General features: G+C 53.4%; 20 protein-coding genes. 2 read left to right on the top strand and 18 right to left on the bottom strand.

Annotated elements, in window-relative coordinates:
* Positions 1-123: 123 nt before the first annotated feature.
* The 4 genes from asd to leuC all read right to left on the bottom strand — a co-directional run bounded on the left by asd (position 124) and on the right by leuC (position 4,562).
* Positions 124-1,239: an aspartate-semialdehyde dehydrogenase gene (gene asd, locus O5O45_RS06095; RefSeq protein ID WP_279501897.1), complete on the bottom strand. Its 1,116-nt coding sequence runs from the start codon at positions 1,237-1,239 to the stop codon at positions 124-126.
* A gap of 105 nt (positions 1,240-1,344) precedes the next feature.
* Positions 1,345-2,427, bottom strand: a complete 1,083-nt coding sequence (gene leuB, locus O5O45_RS06090) for a 3-isopropylmalate dehydrogenase (RefSeq protein WP_305904357.1) — start codon at positions 2,425-2,427, stop codon at positions 1,345-1,347.
* A 57-nt stretch (positions 2,428-2,484) separates the two neighbouring features.
* Positions 2,485-3,135 carry a 3-isopropylmalate dehydratase small subunit gene (gene leuD / locus O5O45_RS06085; RefSeq protein ID WP_305904356.1) on the bottom strand — a complete coding sequence of 217 codons (651 nt, stop codon included), beginning with the start codon at positions 3,133-3,135 and terminating at the stop codon, positions 2,485-2,487.
* 11 nt (positions 3,136-3,146) lie between these two features.
* Positions 3,147-4,562 (bottom strand): 3-isopropylmalate dehydratase large subunit, encoded by a 1,416-nt coding sequence (gene leuC / locus O5O45_RS06080; protein WP_305904355.1) that lies wholly within the window; start codon positions 4,560-4,562, stop codon positions 3,147-3,149.
* Between the two features lie 200 nt (positions 4,563-4,762).
* Here leuC and O5O45_RS06075 point away from each other — a divergent pair, with 200 nt between their 5' ends.
* Entirely contained in the window at positions 4,763-5,644 is an 882-nt protein-coding gene (locus tag O5O45_RS06075; protein ID WP_305904354.1) for a LysR family transcriptional regulator, read from the top strand.
* Here the strand turns inward: O5O45_RS06075 and phaC are convergent.
* The 10 genes from phaC to O5O45_RS06025 all read right to left on the bottom strand — a co-directional run bounded on the left by phaC (position 5,641) and on the right by O5O45_RS06025 (position 15,939).
* A complete protein-coding gene (phaC, locus tag O5O45_RS06070) occupies positions 5,641-7,452 on the bottom strand; it encodes a class I poly(R)-hydroxyalkanoic acid synthase (RefSeq protein ID WP_305904353.1) in 1,812 nt (603 codons plus the stop codon). The two genes, O5O45_RS06075 and phaC, sit on opposite strands and share 4 nt — an antisense overlap.
* Positions 7,453-7,586: 134 nt before the next feature.
* A complete protein-coding gene (locus O5O45_RS06065) occupies positions 7,587-7,949 on the bottom strand; it encodes a phasin family protein (RefSeq protein WP_305904352.1) in 363 nt (120 codons plus the stop codon).
* Between the two features lie 384 nt (positions 7,950-8,333).
* Complete coding sequence (locus O5O45_RS06060) at positions 8,334-9,488, bottom strand: MFS transporter (protein ID WP_305904351.1); 1,155 nt, start codon at positions 9,486-9,488, stop codon at positions 8,334-8,336.
* Positions 9,489-9,723: 235 nt separating this feature from the next.
* Entirely contained in the window at positions 9,724-10,839 is a 1,116-nt protein-coding gene (aroC, locus tag O5O45_RS06055; RefSeq protein ID WP_305904350.1) for a chorismate synthase, read from the bottom strand.
* A gap of 48 nt (positions 10,840-10,887) precedes the next feature.
* Positions 10,888-11,793 (bottom strand): 50S ribosomal protein L3 N(5)-glutamine methyltransferase, encoded by a 906-nt coding sequence (prmB, locus tag O5O45_RS06050; RefSeq protein ID WP_305904349.1) that lies wholly within the window; start codon positions 11,791-11,793, stop codon positions 10,888-10,890.
* Between the two features lie 53 nt (positions 11,794-11,846).
* Positions 11,847-12,893, bottom strand: a complete 1,047-nt coding sequence (locus O5O45_RS06045; RefSeq protein ID WP_305904348.1) for a patatin-like phospholipase family protein — start codon at positions 12,891-12,893, stop codon at positions 11,847-11,849.
* Positions 12,894-12,927: 34 nt separating this feature from the next.
* Positions 12,928-13,821 carry a DUF4892 domain-containing protein gene (locus tag O5O45_RS06040; protein ID WP_305904347.1) on the bottom strand — a complete coding sequence of 298 codons (894 nt, stop codon included), beginning with the start codon at positions 13,819-13,821 and terminating at the stop codon, positions 12,928-12,930.
* Between the two features lie 28 nt (positions 13,822-13,849).
* On the bottom strand, positions 13,850-14,695 hold the full coding sequence (locus O5O45_RS06035) for an alpha/beta hydrolase (protein ID WP_305904346.1): 846 nt from the start codon (positions 14,693-14,695) through the stop codon (positions 13,850-13,852).
* Positions 14,696-14,703: 8 nt separating this feature from the next.
* On the bottom strand, positions 14,704-15,504 hold the full coding sequence (locus tag O5O45_RS06030; protein WP_371747971.1) for a TatD family hydrolase: 801 nt from the start codon (positions 15,502-15,504) through the stop codon (positions 14,704-14,706).
* A gap of 84 nt (positions 15,505-15,588) precedes the next feature.
* Positions 15,589-15,939 carry a PilZ domain-containing protein gene (locus tag O5O45_RS06025; protein WP_011396293.1) on the bottom strand — a complete coding sequence of 117 codons (351 nt, stop codon included), beginning with the start codon at positions 15,937-15,939 and terminating at the stop codon, positions 15,589-15,591.
* Positions 15,940-16,107: 168 nt separating this feature from the next.
* Here O5O45_RS06025 and O5O45_RS06020 point away from each other — a divergent pair, with 168 nt between their 5' ends.
* Positions 16,108-17,025: a metal ABC transporter substrate-binding protein gene (locus O5O45_RS06020; protein WP_305904345.1), complete on the top strand. Its 918-nt coding sequence runs from the start codon at positions 16,108-16,110 to the stop codon at positions 17,023-17,025.
* Between the two features lie 60 nt (positions 17,026-17,085).
* Here O5O45_RS06020 and O5O45_RS06015 read toward each other — a convergent pair whose 3' ends face one another.
* The 4 genes from O5O45_RS06015 to rfbC form a co-directional block, all read right to left on the bottom strand.
* Positions 17,086-18,495, bottom strand: coding sequence for a mannose-1-phosphate guanylyltransferase/mannose-6-phosphate isomerase (locus tag O5O45_RS06015; protein ID WP_305904344.1), 1,410 nt, complete (start codon positions 18,493-18,495; stop codon positions 17,086-17,088).
* 24 nt (positions 18,496-18,519) lie between these two features.
* Positions 18,520-19,167, bottom strand: a complete 648-nt coding sequence (locus tag O5O45_RS06010; protein ID WP_371747970.1) for a glycosyltransferase family protein — start codon at positions 19,165-19,167, stop codon at positions 18,520-18,522.
* A 349-nt stretch (positions 19,168-19,516) separates the two neighbouring features.
* A complete protein-coding gene (gene rfbD / locus O5O45_RS06005; protein ID WP_305904342.1) occupies positions 19,517-20,428 on the bottom strand; it encodes a dTDP-4-dehydrorhamnose reductase in 912 nt (303 codons plus the stop codon).
* Entirely contained in the window at positions 20,428-20,967 is a 540-nt protein-coding gene (gene rfbC / locus O5O45_RS06000) for a dTDP-4-dehydrorhamnose 3,5-epimerase (RefSeq protein WP_305904341.1), read from the bottom strand. Before rfbC ends, rfbD begins: the two co-directional genes overlap by 1 nt.
* Positions 20,968-20,976: the final 9 nt, after the last annotated feature.

The following is a 20,976-nucleotide window of genomic DNA, read 5'->3' as shown; positions in this document are numbered from 1 at the left end:
ACCGCTCAAGCGAATCGGAATAAGCCTTTCACTTGAGCGGTATTGTAACGACGAATGCAAATTTTTCCAGATTTAACGGCGCCGATTGCGTCAAAAAACCGGCGCCGTCGCAAAACCGCGATATCAGATATTACCCAGCAAAATCGCCAGCGTACGACGTAACGGCTCGGCTGCGCCCCATAACAACTGATCGCCGACAGTGAATGCCCCCAGATACTCTGGCCCCATGCTCAGCTTGCGCAAACGGCCCACCGGAATATCCAGACCGCCGTTCACCCGCGCCGGAGTCAGCTCACGCATAGAGATGTCGCGATCGTTGGGAATCACCTTCGCCCAGTCGTTGGACGTGGCCAGCATCTGCTCGATTTCCGGCAGAGGAACATCCTTACGCAGCTTGATCGTCATCGCCTGGCTGTGGCAGCGCATAGCGCCGATGCGTACGCAGAGGCCATCGATAGGAATCGGAGCCCCTTCTCTGCCCAGAATTTTGTTGGCTTCCGCCTGCGCCTTCCACTCTTCTTTGCTCTGGCCGGAAGGCATGGGCTTGTCGATCCAGGGAATCAGGCTGCCGGCCAACGGCACGCCAAACTGATCCACAGGAAATTCGCCGCCGCGCATTCTTTCCGCCACCAGACGATCAATTTCCAGAATGGAGCTGGCGGGGTCGGCCAGTTCAGCGGATACGCTATCGTAAACGGAGCCCATTTGCTTGATCAGCTCGCGCATGTTCTGTGCGCCTGCGCCAGAAGCCGCCTGATAGGTCATCGGGCTGACCCACTCCACCAGATCCTGCTCAAACAAGCCGCCCAAGGCCAGCAACATCAGGCTGACGGTGCAGTTACCGCCAATGAAATCCTTGCGCCCCTGGTCGATAGCGCGATCAATAACTTTACGGTTAACCGGATCCAACACGATGACCGCATCGTCTTTCATGCGCAATGCGGAGGCGGCGTCGATCCAGTAACCATTCCAGCCAGCGGCGCGCAATTGCGGATACACGTCATTGGTGTAGTCGCCGCCCTGGCAGGAAATAATAATGTCCATTTCACTCAGGTCTTGAATGGAGGTAGCGTCTTTCAACGCTGGCGCGGGTTTGCCAAAGTCAGGCGCCGCCTGACCAACCTGGGATGTGGTGAAGAATATCGGATCGATGTGCGCGAAATCGTTCTCTTCTTGCATGCGCTGCATCAAAACGGAGCCTACCATGCCCCGCCATCCTACCAGACCCACTTTCTTCATTTGCTTCAAGACCTCTATGTGTTCTGTGAATTAAGCTGACAGACTGAAACAGCCGCCGTACAAGGCGACTGTTCGCAGATTTTGATTGCGTCGGGAAACGGCGGGTCAGCGATCCGCCAGGACCCTCGCCACGGCTTCGCCCATTGCCTGAGTTGAAACGGACTCTCCGCTGGAGCCGGCGATGTCGCGGGTTCTTAACCCTTGGTCCAGCACGTCGCTGACCGCTTGCTCAATCGCCGCCGCCGCGTCTTCCGCAGCGAGAGAATAGCGTAGCATCATAGCTGCTGAAAGAATAGTCGCCAGGGGGTTAGCCATATTTTGCCCGGCGATGTCCGGAGCCGAGCCATGACACGGCTCGTACATGCCCTTGCCTGCCGCATTGAGGGACGCGGACGGCAGCATGCCGATGGAGCCGGTCAGCATGGCGGCTTCATCAGACAGAATGTCTCCGAACATGTTGCCAGTGACGATCACGTCAAACTGCTTGGGCGCGCGCACCAGCTGCATGGCGGCGTTATCCACGTACATATGGCTCAACTCCACATCCGGATACTCTTTCGCCAGCTCGTCCATCACCTCGCGCCATAGCACAGTGACTTCCAGTACGTTGGCCTTGTCCACGGAGCACAGGCGCTTATTGCGCTTCTGCGCCGCCTCAAAGGCCACGCGACCAATGCGACGAATCTCACTCTCGCTATACACGTAAGTGTTGTAACCTTCGCGCTCTCCGTTTTCCAGCGTACGCACACCACGCGGCTTGCCGAAATAGATGCCGCCGGTCAGCTCGCGCACGATCAGAATGTCGAGACCAGCGACCACTTCCGGACGCAATGAAGACGCTTCCGCCAGCTGCGGATACAGAATGGCGGGACGCAGGTTGGCGAACAACTCCAGTCCGCTGCGCAGACCGAGCAACCCTTTCTCCGGGCGAATCGCCATGTCCAGCTTATCCCATTTGGGGCCGCCCACCGCGCCCAGCAGAATCGCATCCGCCGCCTTTGCAGCAGCCAGCGTCTCTTCAGGCAAGGGAACGCCGGTGGCGTCAATAGCCGCGCCGCCCACCAGGCCTTCGGTGAAGGTCAGGCCCAGGGAAAACTTATTGTTCACTACATCCAATACACTACGCGCCTGCGCCACTATCTCTGGACCAATGCCGTCGCCAGGTAAAATCAGTACTTGTTTCGCCATGTTCAATCTCTGGAGTTTGTTTTAATGTCTTTTCCGCAAATAGGGACCGGTCGTCGACTAGGATTGCACGCCTAAAAACATCCAAGGCGCCTCGGCCTTGCGGCGCGCTTCATACGCAGCGATCGCTTCTCTGTCTTCCAAGGTGACGCCGATTTCGTCCAACCCTTTCAATAAGCAGTGCTGTCTGAATTCATCCACTTCGAATGACAATTCAGTCCCGTCCGGCTTGATGACTTTTTTGCGCTCCAGGTCCACCGTCAACTGATAGCCTTCTTGAGCGAAAGTTTCCTCAAACAGCTTATCCACTTCTTTTTCATCTAAAACAATAGGCAACAAGCCATTTTTAAAACAGTTATTGAAGAAGATATCCGCAAAGCTGGGCGCAATTACCGCGCGAAATCCGTAGTCGTCCAGCGCCCAAGGGGCATGTTCGCGACTGGAACCACAACCGAAGTTGCGCCGCGCCAACATAATACTCGCGCCCTGGTAACGAGGCTGATTCAGCACAAAGTCCGGGTTGAGGGGACGCTTGCTGCAATCTGCGTCAGGCTGTCCTTCGTCCAGATAACGCAACTCATCAAACAGATTCGGACCGAAACCAGAGCGCTTGATGGATTTCAAAAACTGCTTAGGAATGATCATGTCGGTGTCGACGTTGGCGCGATCAATAGGCGCTACCACGCCAGTAACCTGAGTAAATTTCTTCATGGGACCGCTCCTTAAATCAACTCTCTGACATCAACAAAGTGACCGAACACCGCCGCTGCAGCGGCCATAGCGGGACTGACCAGATGGGTGCGACCGCCAAAGCCCTGACGGCCTTCGAAGTTGCGGTTGGAAGTGGACGCGCAATGCTCGCCCTGCCCCAACTTGTCCGCATTCATGGCCAGACACATGGAGCATCCGGGTTCACGCCATTCCAGACCCGCTTCGATAAAGATCTTATCCAGGCCTTCCTGCTCCGCCTGCTCTTTCACCAGCCCCGAACCCGGCACCACCAACGCCTGTTTGACATTGGCGGCGACCTTACGGCCTTTGACGACCGCAGCGACTTCACGCAGGTCTTCAATGCGCGAGTTGGTGCAGGAGCCGATGAAGACGCGATCCAGTTTGATATCGGTAATCGCAGCGCCAGCTTGCAAGCCCATATATTTCAAGGCGCGACTGATACCTTCTTTGGCGGTGGCGTCTTCCGCTTTTTCAGGGTCAGGCACGCTGCCGTTGACGCCGGCGACCATTTCGGGAGAGGTGCCCCAGGTCACTTGCGGCTCAATGTCGGCGCCGTTCAACTCAATGACTTTATCGAATACGGCGTCGGAGTCGCTTTTCAAGTCGCGCCATGCTGCGACAGCCTTGTCCCACAAATCTCCTTTGGGGCTGTAGGGACGATCTTTCACATATTCGATGGTCTTGTCATCCACCGCCACCAGTCCGGCGCGCGCGCCCGCTTCTATGGCCATGTTGCAGATGGTCATACGCCCTTCCATCGACAGGCTTTCAATCGCCTCGCCCGCAAACTCCATGGCGTAGCCGGTGCCGCCGGCGGTGCCGATCTCACCAATAATCGCCAATATCACGTCTTTTGCAGTGACGCCCCGCGACAACTGACCATTCACCTTGATCAGCAGGTTTTTCATTTTCTTTTGCACCAGACACTGCGTGGCTAACACGTGCTCGACTTCCGAAGTGCCGATGCCATGGGCCAATGCGGCGAAAGCGCCGTGGGTCGAGGTGTGAGAATCGCCACAGACGATAGTCATGCCCGGCAGAGTCGCCCCCTGTTCCGGCCCTATTACATGCACGATGCCCTGACGCTTATCCAGCATCTTGAACTCAACAATGCCGAACTCTTCGCAGTTTTCGTCCAAGGTCTGCACCTGGATGCGTGAGATGGGGTCTTCGATCCCCTGTACGCCGGCGCTGCGCTCCGTCGTGGGTACGTTGTGATCCGGCGTCGCCAGATTGGCGTCCACACGCCAAGGCTTTCTACCCGCCAGACGCAGACCTTCAAACGCCTGTGGCGAGGTAACTTCGTGCAGTAATTGACGATCGATATAGATAAGCGCGCTGCCGTCATCGCGCTGTTTCACTACATGGGAATCCCATAATTTGTCGTAGAGGGTTTTGCCCGCCATGATAGTTACCTCAGAGTATTCATCGCTGCTTGATTTGTTATCCGGACTCTATTGCATCTTGATCCGCGTCCGGGTCGCCATTTCCACGCTCATCCGTTGATAACGACGTCGTGGGACGACATGTATCGGCAATGCTAGTATTCAGGTTAGAATAAATCCAATTCATATTTTTCATATTTTGCATAACCAAACGGAATAGCATGGATTTACTCGATCTGAAGACCTTCATGGCTATCGCAGATACGGGCTCGTTCTCGCAAGCCGCGGAACTGCTGCATGTCACCCAGCCGGCGGTGTCGAAACGCCTCGCTAATCTGGAGCAGCATTTCGCCACGCCGTTAATTGAGCGCCTGCCACGCAAGGCGGTGTTGACCGACGCCGGCAAACTGCTACGCCAACGCGCAGCGACGATACTGCGCGAAGTTGACAACACTCAGGCGGAAATCCTCAATTTACACAGCAGCGTCGCCGGGGTGTTACACCTCGCCACCAGCCACCATATCGGCCTGCACAGACTGCCAAGGGAAATCAGGCGCTTTTCCCGCGCCCATCCCGAGGCGGAATTCGATTTGCAGTTTTTAGCCTCAGAAGACGCTGAACAGGCATTGTTGGCGGGATCGGTACAATTGGCCCTGGTCACACTTCCGGAACAGGTAAAAGCGCCTTTCACGGCGCATGAGCTTTGGTTGGACCGTTTGGTCTTCGTGGCGGAGCCGGACCACCCTTTGACCCACAACAAGAACTTACAACTGTCCGATCTGGCGGAGTATCGCGCGTTGCTGCCCGCGCCGCACACCGTGACGTTTCAGTTGATTTCGTCACTGTTCGCCGGACAGTCTTTACCGTTGGCGACTTCCATGCCCACCAATTATCTGGAGACAATCAAGATGATGGTATCGGTGGGGCTGGGCTGGGGCGTACTCCCTGATTCCATGCTCGACGACAGCGTCGCCGAGCTGGCGCTGGAGACGAATCTCTACCGCAAGCTCGGCGTCATTTATGACTCCCGACGCACCCTGAGCAGGGTCGCGGAAGCTTTTCTGCAGCAACTCCAGGGAGAAGCGCCGCCAGTAGCGCCTTAATGTCCGATTACATCGGCGATGCGCTGCTTCACGTATGTGCCCGGGGCGTCTTCGATCACGGCCAGTTCCCGGTCTCCCGGAACCCTGGCTGCTACTTTTTCTCCGGTGAAAGGTTGCATCCACTCACTCCAATGGGGCCACCAGGAGCCTTTATGCTTCTCCGCCATGGCGAACCAATCATCCGGGTCGTCAGGTAGCTGATCCCCGGTCCAAAAACCGTACTTCTCCGCACTCGGGGGATTCACTACGCCAGCGATATGCCCAGAGCCGGACAGTGCGAAATGCGTGGGACCAGAGTGCACGCGGGCGCCGCCGTAGGTGGACTTCCACTTGGCGATATGATCCTGAATAGTGGAAAGGAAAAAGGCCGGCGTTTTGATCTTGCGCAGGTCGATGGGGGTATTCATCAGGGAAATCCCGCCCGGCTCCATTAACTTGTTCTCCAGGTACATATTGCGCAAATAGTAGCTGTGCATGGCCGCCGGCAAATTCGTGCTGTCGGAGTTCCAGTAGAGTAAGTCAAAAGCCGCCGGTTTTTCTCCCTTTAGGTAGTTATTGACGAAGAAAGACCAGAATAGATCGTTCTCCCGCAGCATGTTGAAACTGAAGGCCATGGCGCGACCGTCATAATAGCCGGCTTTATCCAGTTGCTTCTCTATACCGCTGATCGCGTGCTTGTTGATGAATACGCCAATGCCGCCGGGATCGGTGAAATCCAGCAGCGTCGTCAGGTAAGTCGCCGACTTGATGCGCTTGGCCTGCTTCTTCGCCGCCAGATACGCCAACGTACATCCGAGCAAAGTGCCGCCGACACAATAGCCGATGGCGTTCATTTCCTTCTCGCCGGTGGCTTTCTCCACGGCGTCCATGGCGGCCAGAGCGCCTTCCACCATATAGCTCTCGAAAGTTTTATCCCGCAACGCCGGCCCCGGATTGACCCAGGACACCACGAACACCGTGTGCCCCTGATCCACAATCCACTTGATCAGCGAGTTTTTCTCTTTGAGATCCAGAATGTAGTACTTGTTGATCCAAGGCGGAATAATCAGCAACGGCGTTTTATAAACTTGCTCCGTGGTGGGCGAGTACTGGATCAGTTGCATCAAATCATTCTGATAGACCACCTTTCCGGGCGTGGTGGCGACATTATGCCCCACCTCAAACGCGGAAAAGTCAGTCATGGAGATATTGAGCAGATTGGGGTTCTTCTTGTAGTCCTCCCAAAAGTTCTTCATGCCCTCCAATAAATTACCGCCGCTGCTGGACAGCGTTTTCCGCAGCACTTCGGGATTGGTGAGAAAGAAGTTGGTCGGCGCCAGCGCATTGACCAGTTGGCGGGTGTAGAACATGAACTGATCATGCGTGTGATTACCGGAATCCTCCAGCGTATCCACCAGATCCAACACCGCCTTGGAGTTCAGCAGGTACGCTTGTTTGAGGTAATCGAAGAGAACGTTATCGCTCCATTCTGGATCGGTAAAACGGCGGTCGCCATCTTCCGGTACAGCGACCGGCTCCTGCTTTTTGCCAAGAAGGCGTTTCAGGCTGCCGCCCAACAGGGACACATGCCCTTTCGCCAACTCAAACTCCTTGCCGGCGAGACGCACCGGATGCAGCGCCAGTTGCTCAGCGATGTCCCTGTATGAACCGAGCATATCCATCAGAGCCGACACTTGGGCGTCATTGACGTCCCAGTTCTTATTTAAAAAATCCTGCAGAGAGTTTCTGTAATTTTCCGAAGAAGTATTAACCGCGTGAAAAACCCTGCGCAGCGCTCTACCGGCCACGCTTCCCTTGTCGTCGCTCATTATTTCCATTTCCCCCTGGCCAAAATGACTTAAGGAGTCGGCCGGAATCCAACAAATCCGGGCGCGGACCGGCCAGACTCATGAAAAAACGCCTGCTGAACAGGCGTTTATCTTGGAAAGTCTATGATTCGCTGTCAGGCGCCGGTTTTACCGGCCGGTTTATCAGCGCCGTTGCGTGAGCTGGCGAGAATTTTTTCAACTTCGTCTTTGAACTCAATGCCCATGTCACCCAGCACTTTCATGTCTTCAACCCACTTCTTGCTGAATTCACTGGCGAGTTCCGCCTGGCCGGCGGCGAAGTTTTTCAGAGATTCCACATCCTTGATGTCTGCGATATCTTTCCATTGTTTCATGGTCAAGTCTGCGTAGGACTTGGCCGCATCCATCTGAAACTCAGCCACTCTTTCCAGGTTGGACACAACAAGAGAGCTGATTTTCCCAACTGGTTCATACATGTGTTTTGCCTGGTCAGCAAAGTTTCCGAAGTATGATTGCATAGTAATCACCCAAATATTCCTGATTTGTTTGAACGTAACTACCCTGTCCCGGCGACAACAAACTCCCTGCTGGGCAGTAGTATTTTATTGCCATATCTGAAACTTCACAGCAAAAAATTGCACTCTATTCCAGGGCGACTGCTTACAGCCGTTAGCCCAGTTTAGAGCGGCGGCCTGTCAGCGCCGTTGATGCAAATCAAAGCTCACGGCTAATCGCGAGCCCGGCTCAACGCCATTCTGTCAGGCTGACAAAAATAGTAGGAACATCCTCCCCCCCCTACAATACGACTATCCGCCAGCCAGTAGCGTATAAGAGACAGCCGGCGGCGTCCTTGGCGTCACGTCATGAGAAGGCCAGCCCAGGCTGCGCAACGCAGCGGAAGGTCAATTCCATAACGGACCAAGATTACGGCGTTTAAGTATCAAAATTATTGCAGAAAGAAGACAAACGCCCGCAGCGGCGAGAAAGGTAAAGGTAGCGCCCAGGGGATCATAAATCGCACCGCTGACATTGGCGCCAATCGCCCCGCCAACGCCAAAGCTGACAGCGCTATACATAGCCTGCCCCTGCCCCGCATATTCTTTAGGGAAAGCGCGATGGACAAACTCAATCGCAGCGGCGTGCAGACCGCCAAAACTGGCTGCGTGCAGCGCCTGAGTCAACACCAGCACCCACCAATGCTCCGCCAGCAACGCCACGCCTGACCAGCGTAGCGCCGTCAGCAACAGGCAGCTGACCACGATGACATACAACGAATAGCGGCCTAACAGTCGATGCATCGCGGAAAACAACAATATTTCCGCCACCACGCCCACGCTCCAGAACAGACCGATCATCGTCATGTCGTAGCCCAGCGATTTCAGATAAATGCTGAAGAAAGTGTAAAACGGGCCGAAAGAAATTTGCCCAAGGCAGGCGATAAAGAAAAACAACAGGATCGAGCGATTCCGCAACAGCCCCAAAAAACCTGCAAAACCGGCTGACTCCACCTTGCCGGTATCGCCGCGAATAATACAGGCGCTGAGGAAAATACCCACCAACAGCGCCAGCAGCAGCCAGGGCAACAACGCCACTGAATACAGATTGAAGAGCGCGCCGAAGCTGGTGACGGAGACAACAAAACCAATGGAGCCCCACAGGCGCACGGAGCTGTAACGCGCCCGCTCGTCGCCCAGGTTGTGCAGCGTCACCACTTCAAACTGCGGCAACACCGCATTCCAGAAACAGCTGAACAAGGTCATCAGCAGCGCATGCCACCAGAACCCTTGTATGAGCAAAAGCCCGGCGAAAAAGAAAGTGGCGCAGGCGCTGCCCATACGGATCATCAAAAGCCGTTTTCCCGTGGCGTCCGCAATCCAGCCCCATAGGTTCGGCGCCAGAATCCGGGTCAGCATGAGGATGGACATGAGCTGCCCGACCTCTAGCGCGTCGAAGCCGACATATTCCAAATAAACCGGGAAGTAAGGCGAGATGCCGCCCACCAGGGCAAAATAGAAAAAGTAGAAGCCCGCGAGCTTCCATATGGGCTCTCTGGTCACGAGATATCCGTTTATCAGGTTACAACTGGTGACAAGGCGCAGCCTCTGCAATGAGAAGCTGCGCCAATACTTTCAACCTAAGGCGTCATCCTTTCAGCAAGGCTGACTGGGGCGCACAGGCCCCGACATTCCGGGAGCGAATAGGCGCTGGCGCGCCAGCTGCTCCTGACTTTCCAGCCGAAACAAACACTCCATGCGCCTTGCCTGTATCTGGATATCGACGACAGCGTGTCGCTCAGTCTTGCGTCTTCGCCCGCGCAATGGCGGCGATATCAGGCGTATCCACTTTAACGTCCGCGTTCTGTCCGCGATGACGCAGCATGTGATCCATCAACACCATGGCCATCATGGCTTCCGCAATCGGCGTGGCGCGAATGCCCACGCAGGGATCGTGACGCCCGGTGGTGATCACTTCCACAGGATCGCCATTCACATCAATGGACTTGCCTGGCAGGCGCAAACTGGAAGTCGGCTTGAGCGCCATATGAGCGACCACGTCCTGGCCGCTGGATATGCCGCCTAACACGCCGCCAGCGTTATTGCTCAGAAAGCCTTCCGGCGTCATCTCATCGCGATGCTCCGTTCCTTTCTGCTCAACCACGTCAAATCCGGCCCCAATTTCCACGCCTTTGACCGCGTTAATGCTCATCAGGGCATGGGCCAGGTCCGCATCCAGACGATCGAATATGGGCTCACCCAGTCCGGGAGGAACGCCTTCGGCGACCACGGTGATTTTAGCGCCGATGGAGTCGCCCTCTTTGCGCAAGGCGTCCATGTACTTTTCCATTTCCGGAATCTTATCCGCATCCGGGCAAAAGAAAGGGTTATCGTTGACGATAGACCAGTCCACTTTCTCTACTTTAATCGGTCCCAGCTGAGACAAATATCCACGAATGCGAACGCCATAGACTGTCTGCAAAAACTTCTTGGCGATGGCCCCGGCGGCCACCCGCATGGCCGTTTCGCGGGCGGAGCTACGGCCGCCGCCGCGATAGTCGCGAACGCCATATTTGTGCCAGTAGGCGTAATCCGCATGCGCCGGACGGAACTGATCTTTGATGTTGGAATAGTCTTTGGATTTCTGGTCAGTATTTTCGATTAGCAGTCCAATCGGCGTACCAGTGGTTTTACCCTCGAATACGCCAGACAGAATTCGCACCTGGTCCGGCTCTCTGCGCTGCGTCGTGTGGCGGGACGTTCCGGGCTTGCGACGATCCAGGTCAACCTGCAGATCTTCTTCCGTCAGCGGCAATCCGGGAGGACAGCCGTCAACAATACAACCCAGCGCCAGGCCATGGCTTTCACCGAAGGTCGTGACCGTGAATAACTTTCCAAATGTATTTCCAGACATAGGGGTATATCACTTTTTGCAATTTAAAACTTAATCGACGGCCATCGCCTATAACAGTTCGCGACAGCCGAGCAAATCATCTTTGGTCATGACGAAGACGCCGTCTCCGCCTTTCTCGAATTCAGGGAAGATGAACATAATTTCCGGATAGGAGTTCTGCAGCGCTTCCATACTGTTGCCGACTTCACACACCATAAATCCGCCATCGCTTAAAAAGTCCGCAGCGCGGGCGAGAATAATACGCGCAGCGTCCAGGCCATCGACTCCAGAGGCCAACCCCAGCTCGGGCTCATGCAGGTATTCCGGCGGCAGGCTGTCCATATCCGGCTTGTCAACGTAAGGCGGGTTGGTGAGGATCACATCGAATTCGCCTTGTAACGCGTCGAACATATCCGACTCCACAACCGTGCAGCGGTCCCCCAGATGATGCCGGGCCACGTTTTTACGCGCCACTTCTAAAGCCTGCGGGGAAATGTCCGCCAGTACGACTTCCGCTTCAGGGAATACGTGCGCCGCCGCGATGCCAATGCAGCCGCTGCCGCAACACAAATCCAGAATCCGTAACGGTGGTTGTTCAAGCCAGGGTTGCAGTTCATTTTCCAGCAGCTCAGCAATGGGAGAACGGGGAATCAGAACGTCCTGAGTGATATGAAACGGTAACCCCATGAACCAGGCTTCGCCCAGAATATATGGAGTGGGAATACGCCGCAGCACACGCTTGCCGATGGCCTCGGCCAGGGCCAGCTTTTCGTGATCTACAAGACGGGCGTCCAGCATGTTGGCGTCCACATCCCAGGGAAGATGCAACGAACCCAACACCAGGTGCACCGCCTCATCCCAGGCGTTGTCCGTACCATGGCCAAAAAACAGTTCTTCCTGATTAAAACGGGACCAGGCATAACGAATAAAATCACGAATTGTCTGCAACTGCAGAAAAGACTCTGGTTCGAACACAGCACACCTCAGAAAAAATGGAGCCCTATTATAGCGACGCTTGGCGGCCGCGCCTAACCGGATTCAACGCCATTTCCCTCTAACTTGCCTTCTTTGGCGAGTTTGTCCAGGGTGCGTTCGGCGATTTCCCGGCCCAGTTGAATTAATTCCGGAGCTTTATGGTATTCAAAGGTGCGACATACGCCCTTGGGAATATTGATCAGAATATCCGGCGGATATCCCGCCAGTTTGTACTGCGTCAACGAACTCTGCATCGCCTCGAAAGACAAGTTCATAATGTCGAACTTGCCCAGACTGAGTCGGGTCTGCATGGTTTGATCCGGCGACTCCTCTTCTTCCTCGCTCATTGTTTCCGCGCCTCCGGCGCTGTGCGGCGTCGGCTCGCCTATCACTGGAGCTCCAGGCGGAGAGACTTTGGGGCCGGAAAGCGCCTCCTCCTCCCGATCAAAGAATTGCGAGGCTTTTTCCCACACGCCCGCGACCCACTCCTCGAACCGGCGGTCCTGCTTGATCTCTGTTTTTTCATAAAGCTTCTTCTCAGCCTGATAATCGTAATAGCTGAGATTGACCGCAATAATATAGTCAGCGTGGGCGGATATGGTGGGAATAATCGGCAAGGGGTTCAAAAGACCGCCGTCCACCAGGACGCGATCTTTAATAATTTCCGGAGTCAGCAGGCTGGGAATGGCGACGGACGCCCTGATCGCCTGATGCAGCGGCCCTTCTTGAAACCACACCTCTTTTTGATGCAGCAGATCTGTCGCCACCGCTGTGTATGCAATAGGCAGATCCTCTATGCGAATATCGCCAATCAACTCCCGCACCACAGAAAAAACTTTTTCTCCCCGAATAGCGCCGGGCGAAGACAGGGAAATATCCAGCAGGCGCAGCACGTCGAACTGGTCCAACCCGGTAGCCCAATCTTTAAACTCTCTCAGTTTGCCCGCCGCATAGATGCCGCCGACCAGCGCCCCCATTGAACACCCGGAGATCGCAACGATGTTATAGCCGCGCTCCAGCAACACCTCAATAACGCCCACATGCGCATACCCACGCGCGCCGCCGCTACCTAACACCAATGCAACTGTTTTCGCCGCCATAGCCGATCATTCGCTCCAAGTCTTAAATATGCGTTCAGGGGCCCGCAACAACCGTATGTATCTCCAGATAGCTCGCACTCTCCGCAAAATCCTCTTCATCCGCAAAGGGCCCTATCACGATCAAACGGATGGAGCCGGAAAGAATCGCCTGCTGCGTCAAATACACGCGAAACCTGCGAGCAAGGTCGGCGGCATGCTCATAGTTCTCAATATCCGTACGTTTCGACGAATGACTGTAAGACGCGATAAATATTTGAAAATCCGAAGGCTTCGCTCTTACCTTGCTCAACCAGGCGCCCAACTTATTGTTTAAGGCGCCCGGTCGCTCCAGCTCGGCTTCGTCAATCGCGATAAAATCCCGCTTCTGCGCCTGTAAAGCGACCTGGGCGTCACTCAACTCGACCAACTCCACATGCGCAAATACTCGCTGATTAGCGCGGCGCACCGTATAAATCGCCACGGCATAAGCAGCGTCCCGCGCCTGAAAGGTTGCGGCCAGATATTGTTGGTAGTCATCCAGTCCGTACAGATATGAGCGCTTGAAAATCACATTCGCCCAATCATTGCTACGCCCACAGCCGCGGCCTTCACACCGATACAGAATATTCGCATCCAGGTCCTGCAACACTTTAAGGTAATGCTGCATAACCTCCCGGGGCTCATGCACCTGGGAAATTTCGTATGATTTCTGCGTCAGTTGACCACTGACCCGTTCCTCTTTTTCAGGTCTTACCGCACTGCCGAGTGACGCAAGCGGACCTGTCGCCAAACGATACTCGGGCGCATTTACCGCACGGTCGCCAACCACATCCGCCTGCGGAAACAACGGCAGCAACTCCTCCACCCGGCTTCCAGTAGCCGCTATGGCCATCTGGCTGAACGCCGCCAACAAGACCAACAACAAGCGCAAACTGTCTTTTTTCTTCATTATTTATCCATATCGTATGCGTCGAGAATCAGCGCAAAAAATCATCGATAATTTGCGCAAGACCGTCGACATCTCCATCCATATGCAAGTGATGGCCGCCACGCAGCGTTTCTTTTCGCGCCGCAGCCAGGGCGGCTATCCGGGCGTTTTTCTCGGGATCAAGCGAGATAAAACCCTTGTCTCCGGCCACTAATAGGGTCGGCGTCATAATCGAACTTAGATAGGCCTTCACCTGCTCTTCACTGAAGCGCAAATATGACGGCCAGCGCAAGCGCGCGTCCGTACGCCATACCCAGCCGTCTTTCACCGGCTGAATGTTGCGCTCCACCAGAATGCGAGAAGCCTCCGCCGAGAGTCCGCCAAAGCCACGCTGTCGGTCTTCCACCAATTTCTCAATGGTATAATAGACCTTTTTCTGACCTGATTTGGTGCGGGTTTTGGCCAAGGCTTTACTCAGGTTCGCAGGAACTTCATTGGGAGTCGCAGCGACCGGCCCCAACGCCTCAACCAATATCAGCCGGGCTATGCGGTCCTGGGCCGCCGCTGCATACAATGAACTGATCACAGCGCCTAATGAATGCCCTAGCAGAATCGGTCGACTCCATCCTAGAGAGATAAGGGCCTGATCCACATCATGGAGGTAGTCCAGCAAATGGTAGCTAGCTCCAGATGGTCGATGCTGACTGTAACCATGCCCGGGCAAATCCACGGCGACAACTTCATAGCCAACCGCCGCCAAGCGTGGTCCTAAAAAAGAAAATGAAGCCGCGTTGTCCAGCCACCCATGCAGCGCCAGAATTTTATTCGGCCGCCCCTCTCCCCAACGTAACGCCGCCAATTTCAGGTGAGGAAGTTGCAGGGCCAATTCATCCATGATGTGATTCAGCTGCTCCCTGCACTCTGCTGCGTTTTGAACAGGCGATGAAAGTTGGCGGTAGTGGCCTGCGCCGTGTCATCCAAAGACAGCCCCTTCAAATCCGCCACGCACTGCGCGACTTCCACCACCCACTGAGGCTGATTGCTCTTGCCTCGATAAGGAACGGGCGCCAGATAAGGGGAATCCGTCTCCACCAACAAGCGTTCTATCGGCGTCTGCTTGACCACTTCCCGTAATTCTTCCGCATTGCGAAAGGTGATGATGCCGGAAAACGAAATATAAAAGTCCAGGTCCAACGCCGCTTTCGCCATATCCCAGCTTTCCGTGAAGCAATGCAAGACGCCCTGCAAACCTTTCGCTGAGTATTTTTTCAACAAGTAAAGCGTATCCACCCGCGCCTCTCGGGTGTGCACGATGACCGGTTTGCCGATTTCGCAAGCCACGCTCAATTGTTTTTCGAACATCTCCTGCTGATTGGCTTTGCTGTCCTGATCGTAATAGTAATCCAGTCCACATTCCCCTACTGCGACAACCTTATCTCCAGTCATAGCCAGCTGCGTAAGATGATCAGGATGTAAATCCGCCGCGCTCATTTTAGCCAGAGGATGTACGCCTGCCGAGCACCAAACGTCGCCGTAGGTTTGAGCGATACGGTAGACATCCTCGAAATTATCCAAGTCGATATCAACGCAAAGGAAACCGGAAACACCACGCGCTCGCGCCTGGTTCAAAGCGACGGTTAAATCGCCGCCGGCCTGGGACAGATCAATACGATCCAAGTGACAATGGGAATCTATCAACATCATTAAGTGTGGTCTGTAGAAAAAAGAATTGACTCAGAGAATGAGGCCGAATCAGTCGGCCTCTGATAACCCCTGGGCGACGCGCAATCACATAGTATGCGTCGGGCGATCGGAGTTCAACGCTCCGGCAAGATAGGTCTCAATCTTGTTCTTCGCTGTCTCGTCATCGCTGTTAAACTGCACGCCAATGCCGGCTGCGCGGTTGCCTTGTGCGCCTTTAGGCGTCACCCAGACCACTTTACCCGCCACCGGAATTTTTTCCGGTTCGTCCATCAGATTCAACAACAGAAAGACCTCATCGCCCAATTGATAGTTCTTGGAGGTAGGAATAAATAGTCCGCCATTACGAACAAAAGGCATGTAAGCAGCATAGAGCACTGCTTTGTCTTTTATGGTTAACGTCAATATGCCACTGCGAGCACCAAATTTTGGAGGCATAGTATTCTATTCCCTTGATTTTCGTTCTAAGACAAGCATATACCAATTTTATCAAACTCGCGCAGAGTTTAGCGCAATAGCTATTAAATGCCTCGGGTAATTTGTATAATGTTATGTTATAACCTTTCCATAAACTCTCAAGCCGTAACGCCGCACCACTCAAAAACCATGCAGTTAATTATTCGCACGCTGTCGCACTTTTTTCAGGCATTGCTAATACTCTGCCTAATCACGCTGCCCGCTCAGGCGGGAGATAAGATCAAAGTACTCACTTCAATTAAACCATTAAGCCTGATCGTCAACGAAGCCTTCGGCGACGCCGTGCAAGTAGACTATTTGCTTCCGCCAATGGCCAGCCCTCACATGTATCAGCTCAAACCAAGCGATGCGCGCCGCCTGCAAGCGGCGAATGTATTCCTATGGGTCGGGCCGGAGCTGGAGCGATTCCTTCCGAAAATCCTGGAGAAATACACACGCCTGGAGAAAGTGGACGCCCTCAGTCATCTGGAGAGCAGCCATGATACTCTACTGCTGGAGTTCAACCAGTCAAAACACAGCGACTCGCATGATCACAGCCACGATGGAGCGCACGACCCTCATATCTGGCTGAGCGCGAATGTGGCCGGGGCCATCGCCTTAAATTTGGCTGAGACGCTCTCCCGGTTAGACCCTATCGGCGCCGATTATCTGGCGCTGGCCAGAAAATATCAGACGCGGATGCGAGAGCTGACGGACGCGTCGCAGCTGGCTGCTCAGCAGCTCAGTAACAGAAACTTGCTTACTTACCACAACGGGTTTAACTATTTCGCCAATGAGTTAAATCTGAATATCGCGGATGTCGTAGCGCTACAACCTGAGACCTCTCCCGGGGCCCGCCATCTCTCGGATATCAAGGCCAAAGCTATTTCTTTACAAGCCTGTATCGTGGTCGAGCCACAATATCGAGCCGCCGCCGTAGACCGCTTTTTCACGATCCCCAACTTGGCGATCACAGAAATAGACCCAATGGGAAGCGAATACACAATGTACTCAGACTACTATCGTGGAATGGTGAAAAGAGTATTGGAGTGCCTGAACAACCGCTGAGCTGAGACGTCGGATTAAACTATCAAAAAAGCGCACCCCGCGGTGCGCTTCAGTCTTTGCTTATGATCGTCCGTATGTATCCTCAAAACGCACGATGTCATCCTCACCCAGATAGCTTCCCGTCTGCACTTCGATGAGCTCGAGTGGAATCACCCCAGGATTCTCCAGGCGATGCACAACCCCCAATGGGATGTAGGTAGATTGATCTTCACTCAGTAGCATGACTTCATCGCCGCGGGTGACGCTCGCGGTTCCTTTCACTACCACCCAGTGCTCTGCACGATGGTGGTGCTTCTGCAGGGAAAGCGTACCGCCAGGATTCACCACGATGCGCTTCACCTGAAAGCGATCAGATATCGCGATGCCTTCGTAAGTCCCCCATGGGCGATGCACCTTCTTGTGGAAACGGTGCTCAGCACGGTTCTGCTGTTTGACCTGCGCCACCAGCTTCTTAACATCCTGCACACGCTCTTTGTCCGCCACCAGGACCACATCATCCGTCTCGACAATCACGTGATTTTTCAGACCAATCGCCGCGATCAAGCGACCTTCCGAATGAATATAAGAGCCTTCCACATCTTCAGTGATTACATCGCCGCGACACACATTGCCCGCTGCATCTTTATCCTGGATCTCCCACAGAGTGGACCAAGAGCCGACATCACTCCATCCTGCATCCAGCGGAATCACGACTGCGTCGGACGTCTTTTCCATCACCGCATAATCAATGGAGTCGTCCGGACAATCAGAGAACGCCTGCTTATCCACGCGCACGAAGTCCAAGTCAGAGGATTTGCCAGCATAAGCATTAACACAAGCCTCATAAATGTCCGCGCGGAACTTTTTCAGTTCTTCCAAATAACGGTCCGCACGGAACATGAACATACCGCTATTCCAGAAATAATTTCCGGAGTCCACGTAGCTCTTGGCGGTATCAAGGTCCGGCTTTTCAACAAACTGCTCTACCGGCGCCCAGTCTTTATCGCCAACATTCGCTTTGATATACCCATAACCCGTATGAGGGGAATCCGGCACAATACCAAATGTCACTAACTTCCCTTGCGCAGCCGCCTGTTCGCCAGTGCGCACCGCATCGGCGAATGCCTGAACATTACGAATGACATGATCCGCCGGCAATACCAATAGCACTGCTTGCGTATCCGACGCCAAAGCATCCAACGCGGCCAGCGCGATAGCCGGCGCAGTGTTGCGGGCGCAAGGTTCTAAAATGATATTTTTCTTTGTGGACGGACACTGCACCTGCAATGTAGCCGCCACCAGGAAGCGATGATCTTCGTTGGAGACCACGCTTAAATGAGCGTCACTATCAACCGCCGCCACCCGGGCGATTGTCTCAGCCAACAAACTACCGTCAGCCGCCAGGCTTAAAAACTGCTTTGGAAAAGTCTCTCTGGATAATGGCCAAAGACGCGTGCCTGAGCCGCCGCAGAGAATGATCGCAGTAAGCATTGCTACTCCCCAAAATTGATAAGGTCAGATCCACTTTAGGCCGTGCTTATGGAAAAATTTAGCAGCAGATACGATAAACATCCTAACGTGTTTCCATCCTTTACGCCCTGCGCCTCCCCCATAATGCTGAATTTTCATTTCCGGCAAATAAACCACTTTACCAACTTTCCCCATTCTCAGCGAGAGATCGAAGTCCTCGAAATATAAAAAAAAGCGCTCGTCAAAACCGCCAACTTTCTTCAAAGCTGAAGTTCGACATAACATAAAACAGCCGCTGACTATCTCGGGAGAGAAGGTGACGCCCCGGTCAATTTCGTCCCTGTACTCATATTCTGAAAGAACGCGTTTAAAGCGGGCATCCAGCCATGGTGATTTAATAAATCGGAGAAAAAGAACCAGCAGGGAGGGGTAACGCTTACATATGTACTGTATGGGTCCACCAAAAAAATCATACGATGCAGGAGCCACTAGCGACAAACTGGCATCGCCACCTAATTGCCTCAAGCCCCTAGTCAGCGCATCAGAAGCCAAAATAACATCAGGGTTTAGAATGAGATGATATTCCGACTCAATATCATCTATAGCAATGTTATTTCCCTTGGCATATCCAACATTGCCATGCCCGGAAACGAGCTCCAATGGAAAACCGCATTTGTCCTCCAAGTCTTGCAAGAAAGACTCTAATCCAAAGTCATCGCTTTCAGAATTGTTTACGACAAGGACTCTGATCTTTAGTCCTAGCTGGAGACTTGAGTCTGATAAGGAAATTAGACACTTACCAAGCAATTCATAGTCCGGATGATATACCACACATGACACAGAAAGGCTGCATGATTTACTCTTGGTAATGACACTTCCCATGCGTTCAAAAGCCCTTAACTAATCACAGCTCGATAACTCAACACATATAAATCTGCGACGCACCACACCGCGCGCCCTCCTAGCTTTGAATATAGCAACGCACCCTGCTCAGCTATATCAAAGCCATCACCAAGGGAAGCAAATTAGCAATTTCCAGTGGCTATCTCACCAAGTTAGACACTACATCGGCAATACATAGGCGGCATGAATCCTTCCAGTCTGGCATACAAACCTGAAAAGTTTCTTCAAACCTTGAAGCATCCAGTTTTGAGTATGCAGGCCTTTTAGCATCAGTCTTATAAAAGTCTGAGGTCACTTCATTAATTTCATTAACTATCACTCGACCTGCATCCTCTCGGAGCTGCGACCTGAACTCTTCAATAAGATAAGTGGCAAAACCATGCCAAGAGGTCTCCCCCGAAGATGCGAGGTTGTAAATGCCAGACTCAAACCCGTCATCTTTCATGGCTCTGATGGACTTATATGCTGACAGCAAAGTCATTTGCGCCAAATCTCGCGCCCAGGTAGGGGCCCCTCTCTGATCAGACACTACACTTAAAGTCTCTCTTGATTGCGCCAAGTTGAGCATGGTAAGCAGAAAGTTTTTACCCCGTGCGGCGTATACCCAACTGGTTCGGAATATTAAATAGTCCCCGCCAATTTGCTCTATTAGTTTTTCACCAGAAAGCTTGCTCTCACCATATGAATTTATAGGACAAACCGGGTCAGTCTCGACATAAGGCGTTCTTTTCTCACCATTGAATACATAGTCAGTTGAATAATGAACAAACAAAGCCCCATAACTCTTGGCCTCCTCCGCCAGAATAGCAACTGACTCAGAGTTGACGCGCATAGCGCCCAACATATCCGACTCAGCCTTATCCACAGCAGTGTATGCGGCGGCATTTACAATCACATCAGGCTTAATGTCTCTTACCACAGCCCTCAGTGAGCCTGGGTCATTCAAATCACATTGGCGCCTATCCAGTGCATGAACCCTGCCAAGCATCGATAAACTTCTGGCCAACTCCCAACCTAACTGACCAGTTGCGCCGGTCACCATAATTTCCATCAGCCACCCCCGATGTCACGCAAAGTTGGCAACGCCAGATCCTTTTGCGACAAATTTGGACTTTCTATTGGCCAAGCCACACCGACATCGGGATCATTCCAAATCAATCCCCCCTCATCTGAAGGGTCATAATAGTCCGTACATTTATATTGAAAATCCGCCGTATCACTCAACACACAGAAGCCATGCGCAAACCCAGGAGGCACATAGAACTGCAGATGGTTTTCCCCTGAAAGAATAACGCCTTCCCACTGACCATAGGTCGGCGAACCTTTGCGCAGATCCACCGCCACATCGAAGACTTCCCCTTGAGTCACCCTAACCAATTTACCTTGAGGCTTAGTCTTTTGAAAATGCAACCCACGTAAAACACCACGCCCAGAGCGAGAATGGTTGTCTTGCACAAACTCCAAATCAATACCAGCTTCATCGCGATATCTAGCGGCTTGGTATGTTTCTATAAAAAAGCCACGATGGTCACCAAACACTTTAGGCTCGATTATTACAACGCCACTCAACTTCGTGTGTATAACTTTCATAATTAATAA

The organism is Hahella sp. HNIBRBA332, assembly GCF_030719035.1.
Taxonomy (GTDB): Bacteria; Pseudomonadota; Gammaproteobacteria; order Pseudomonadales; family Oleiphilaceae; genus Hahella.
This window is presented reverse-complemented; position numbering and strand designations above follow the sequence as displayed.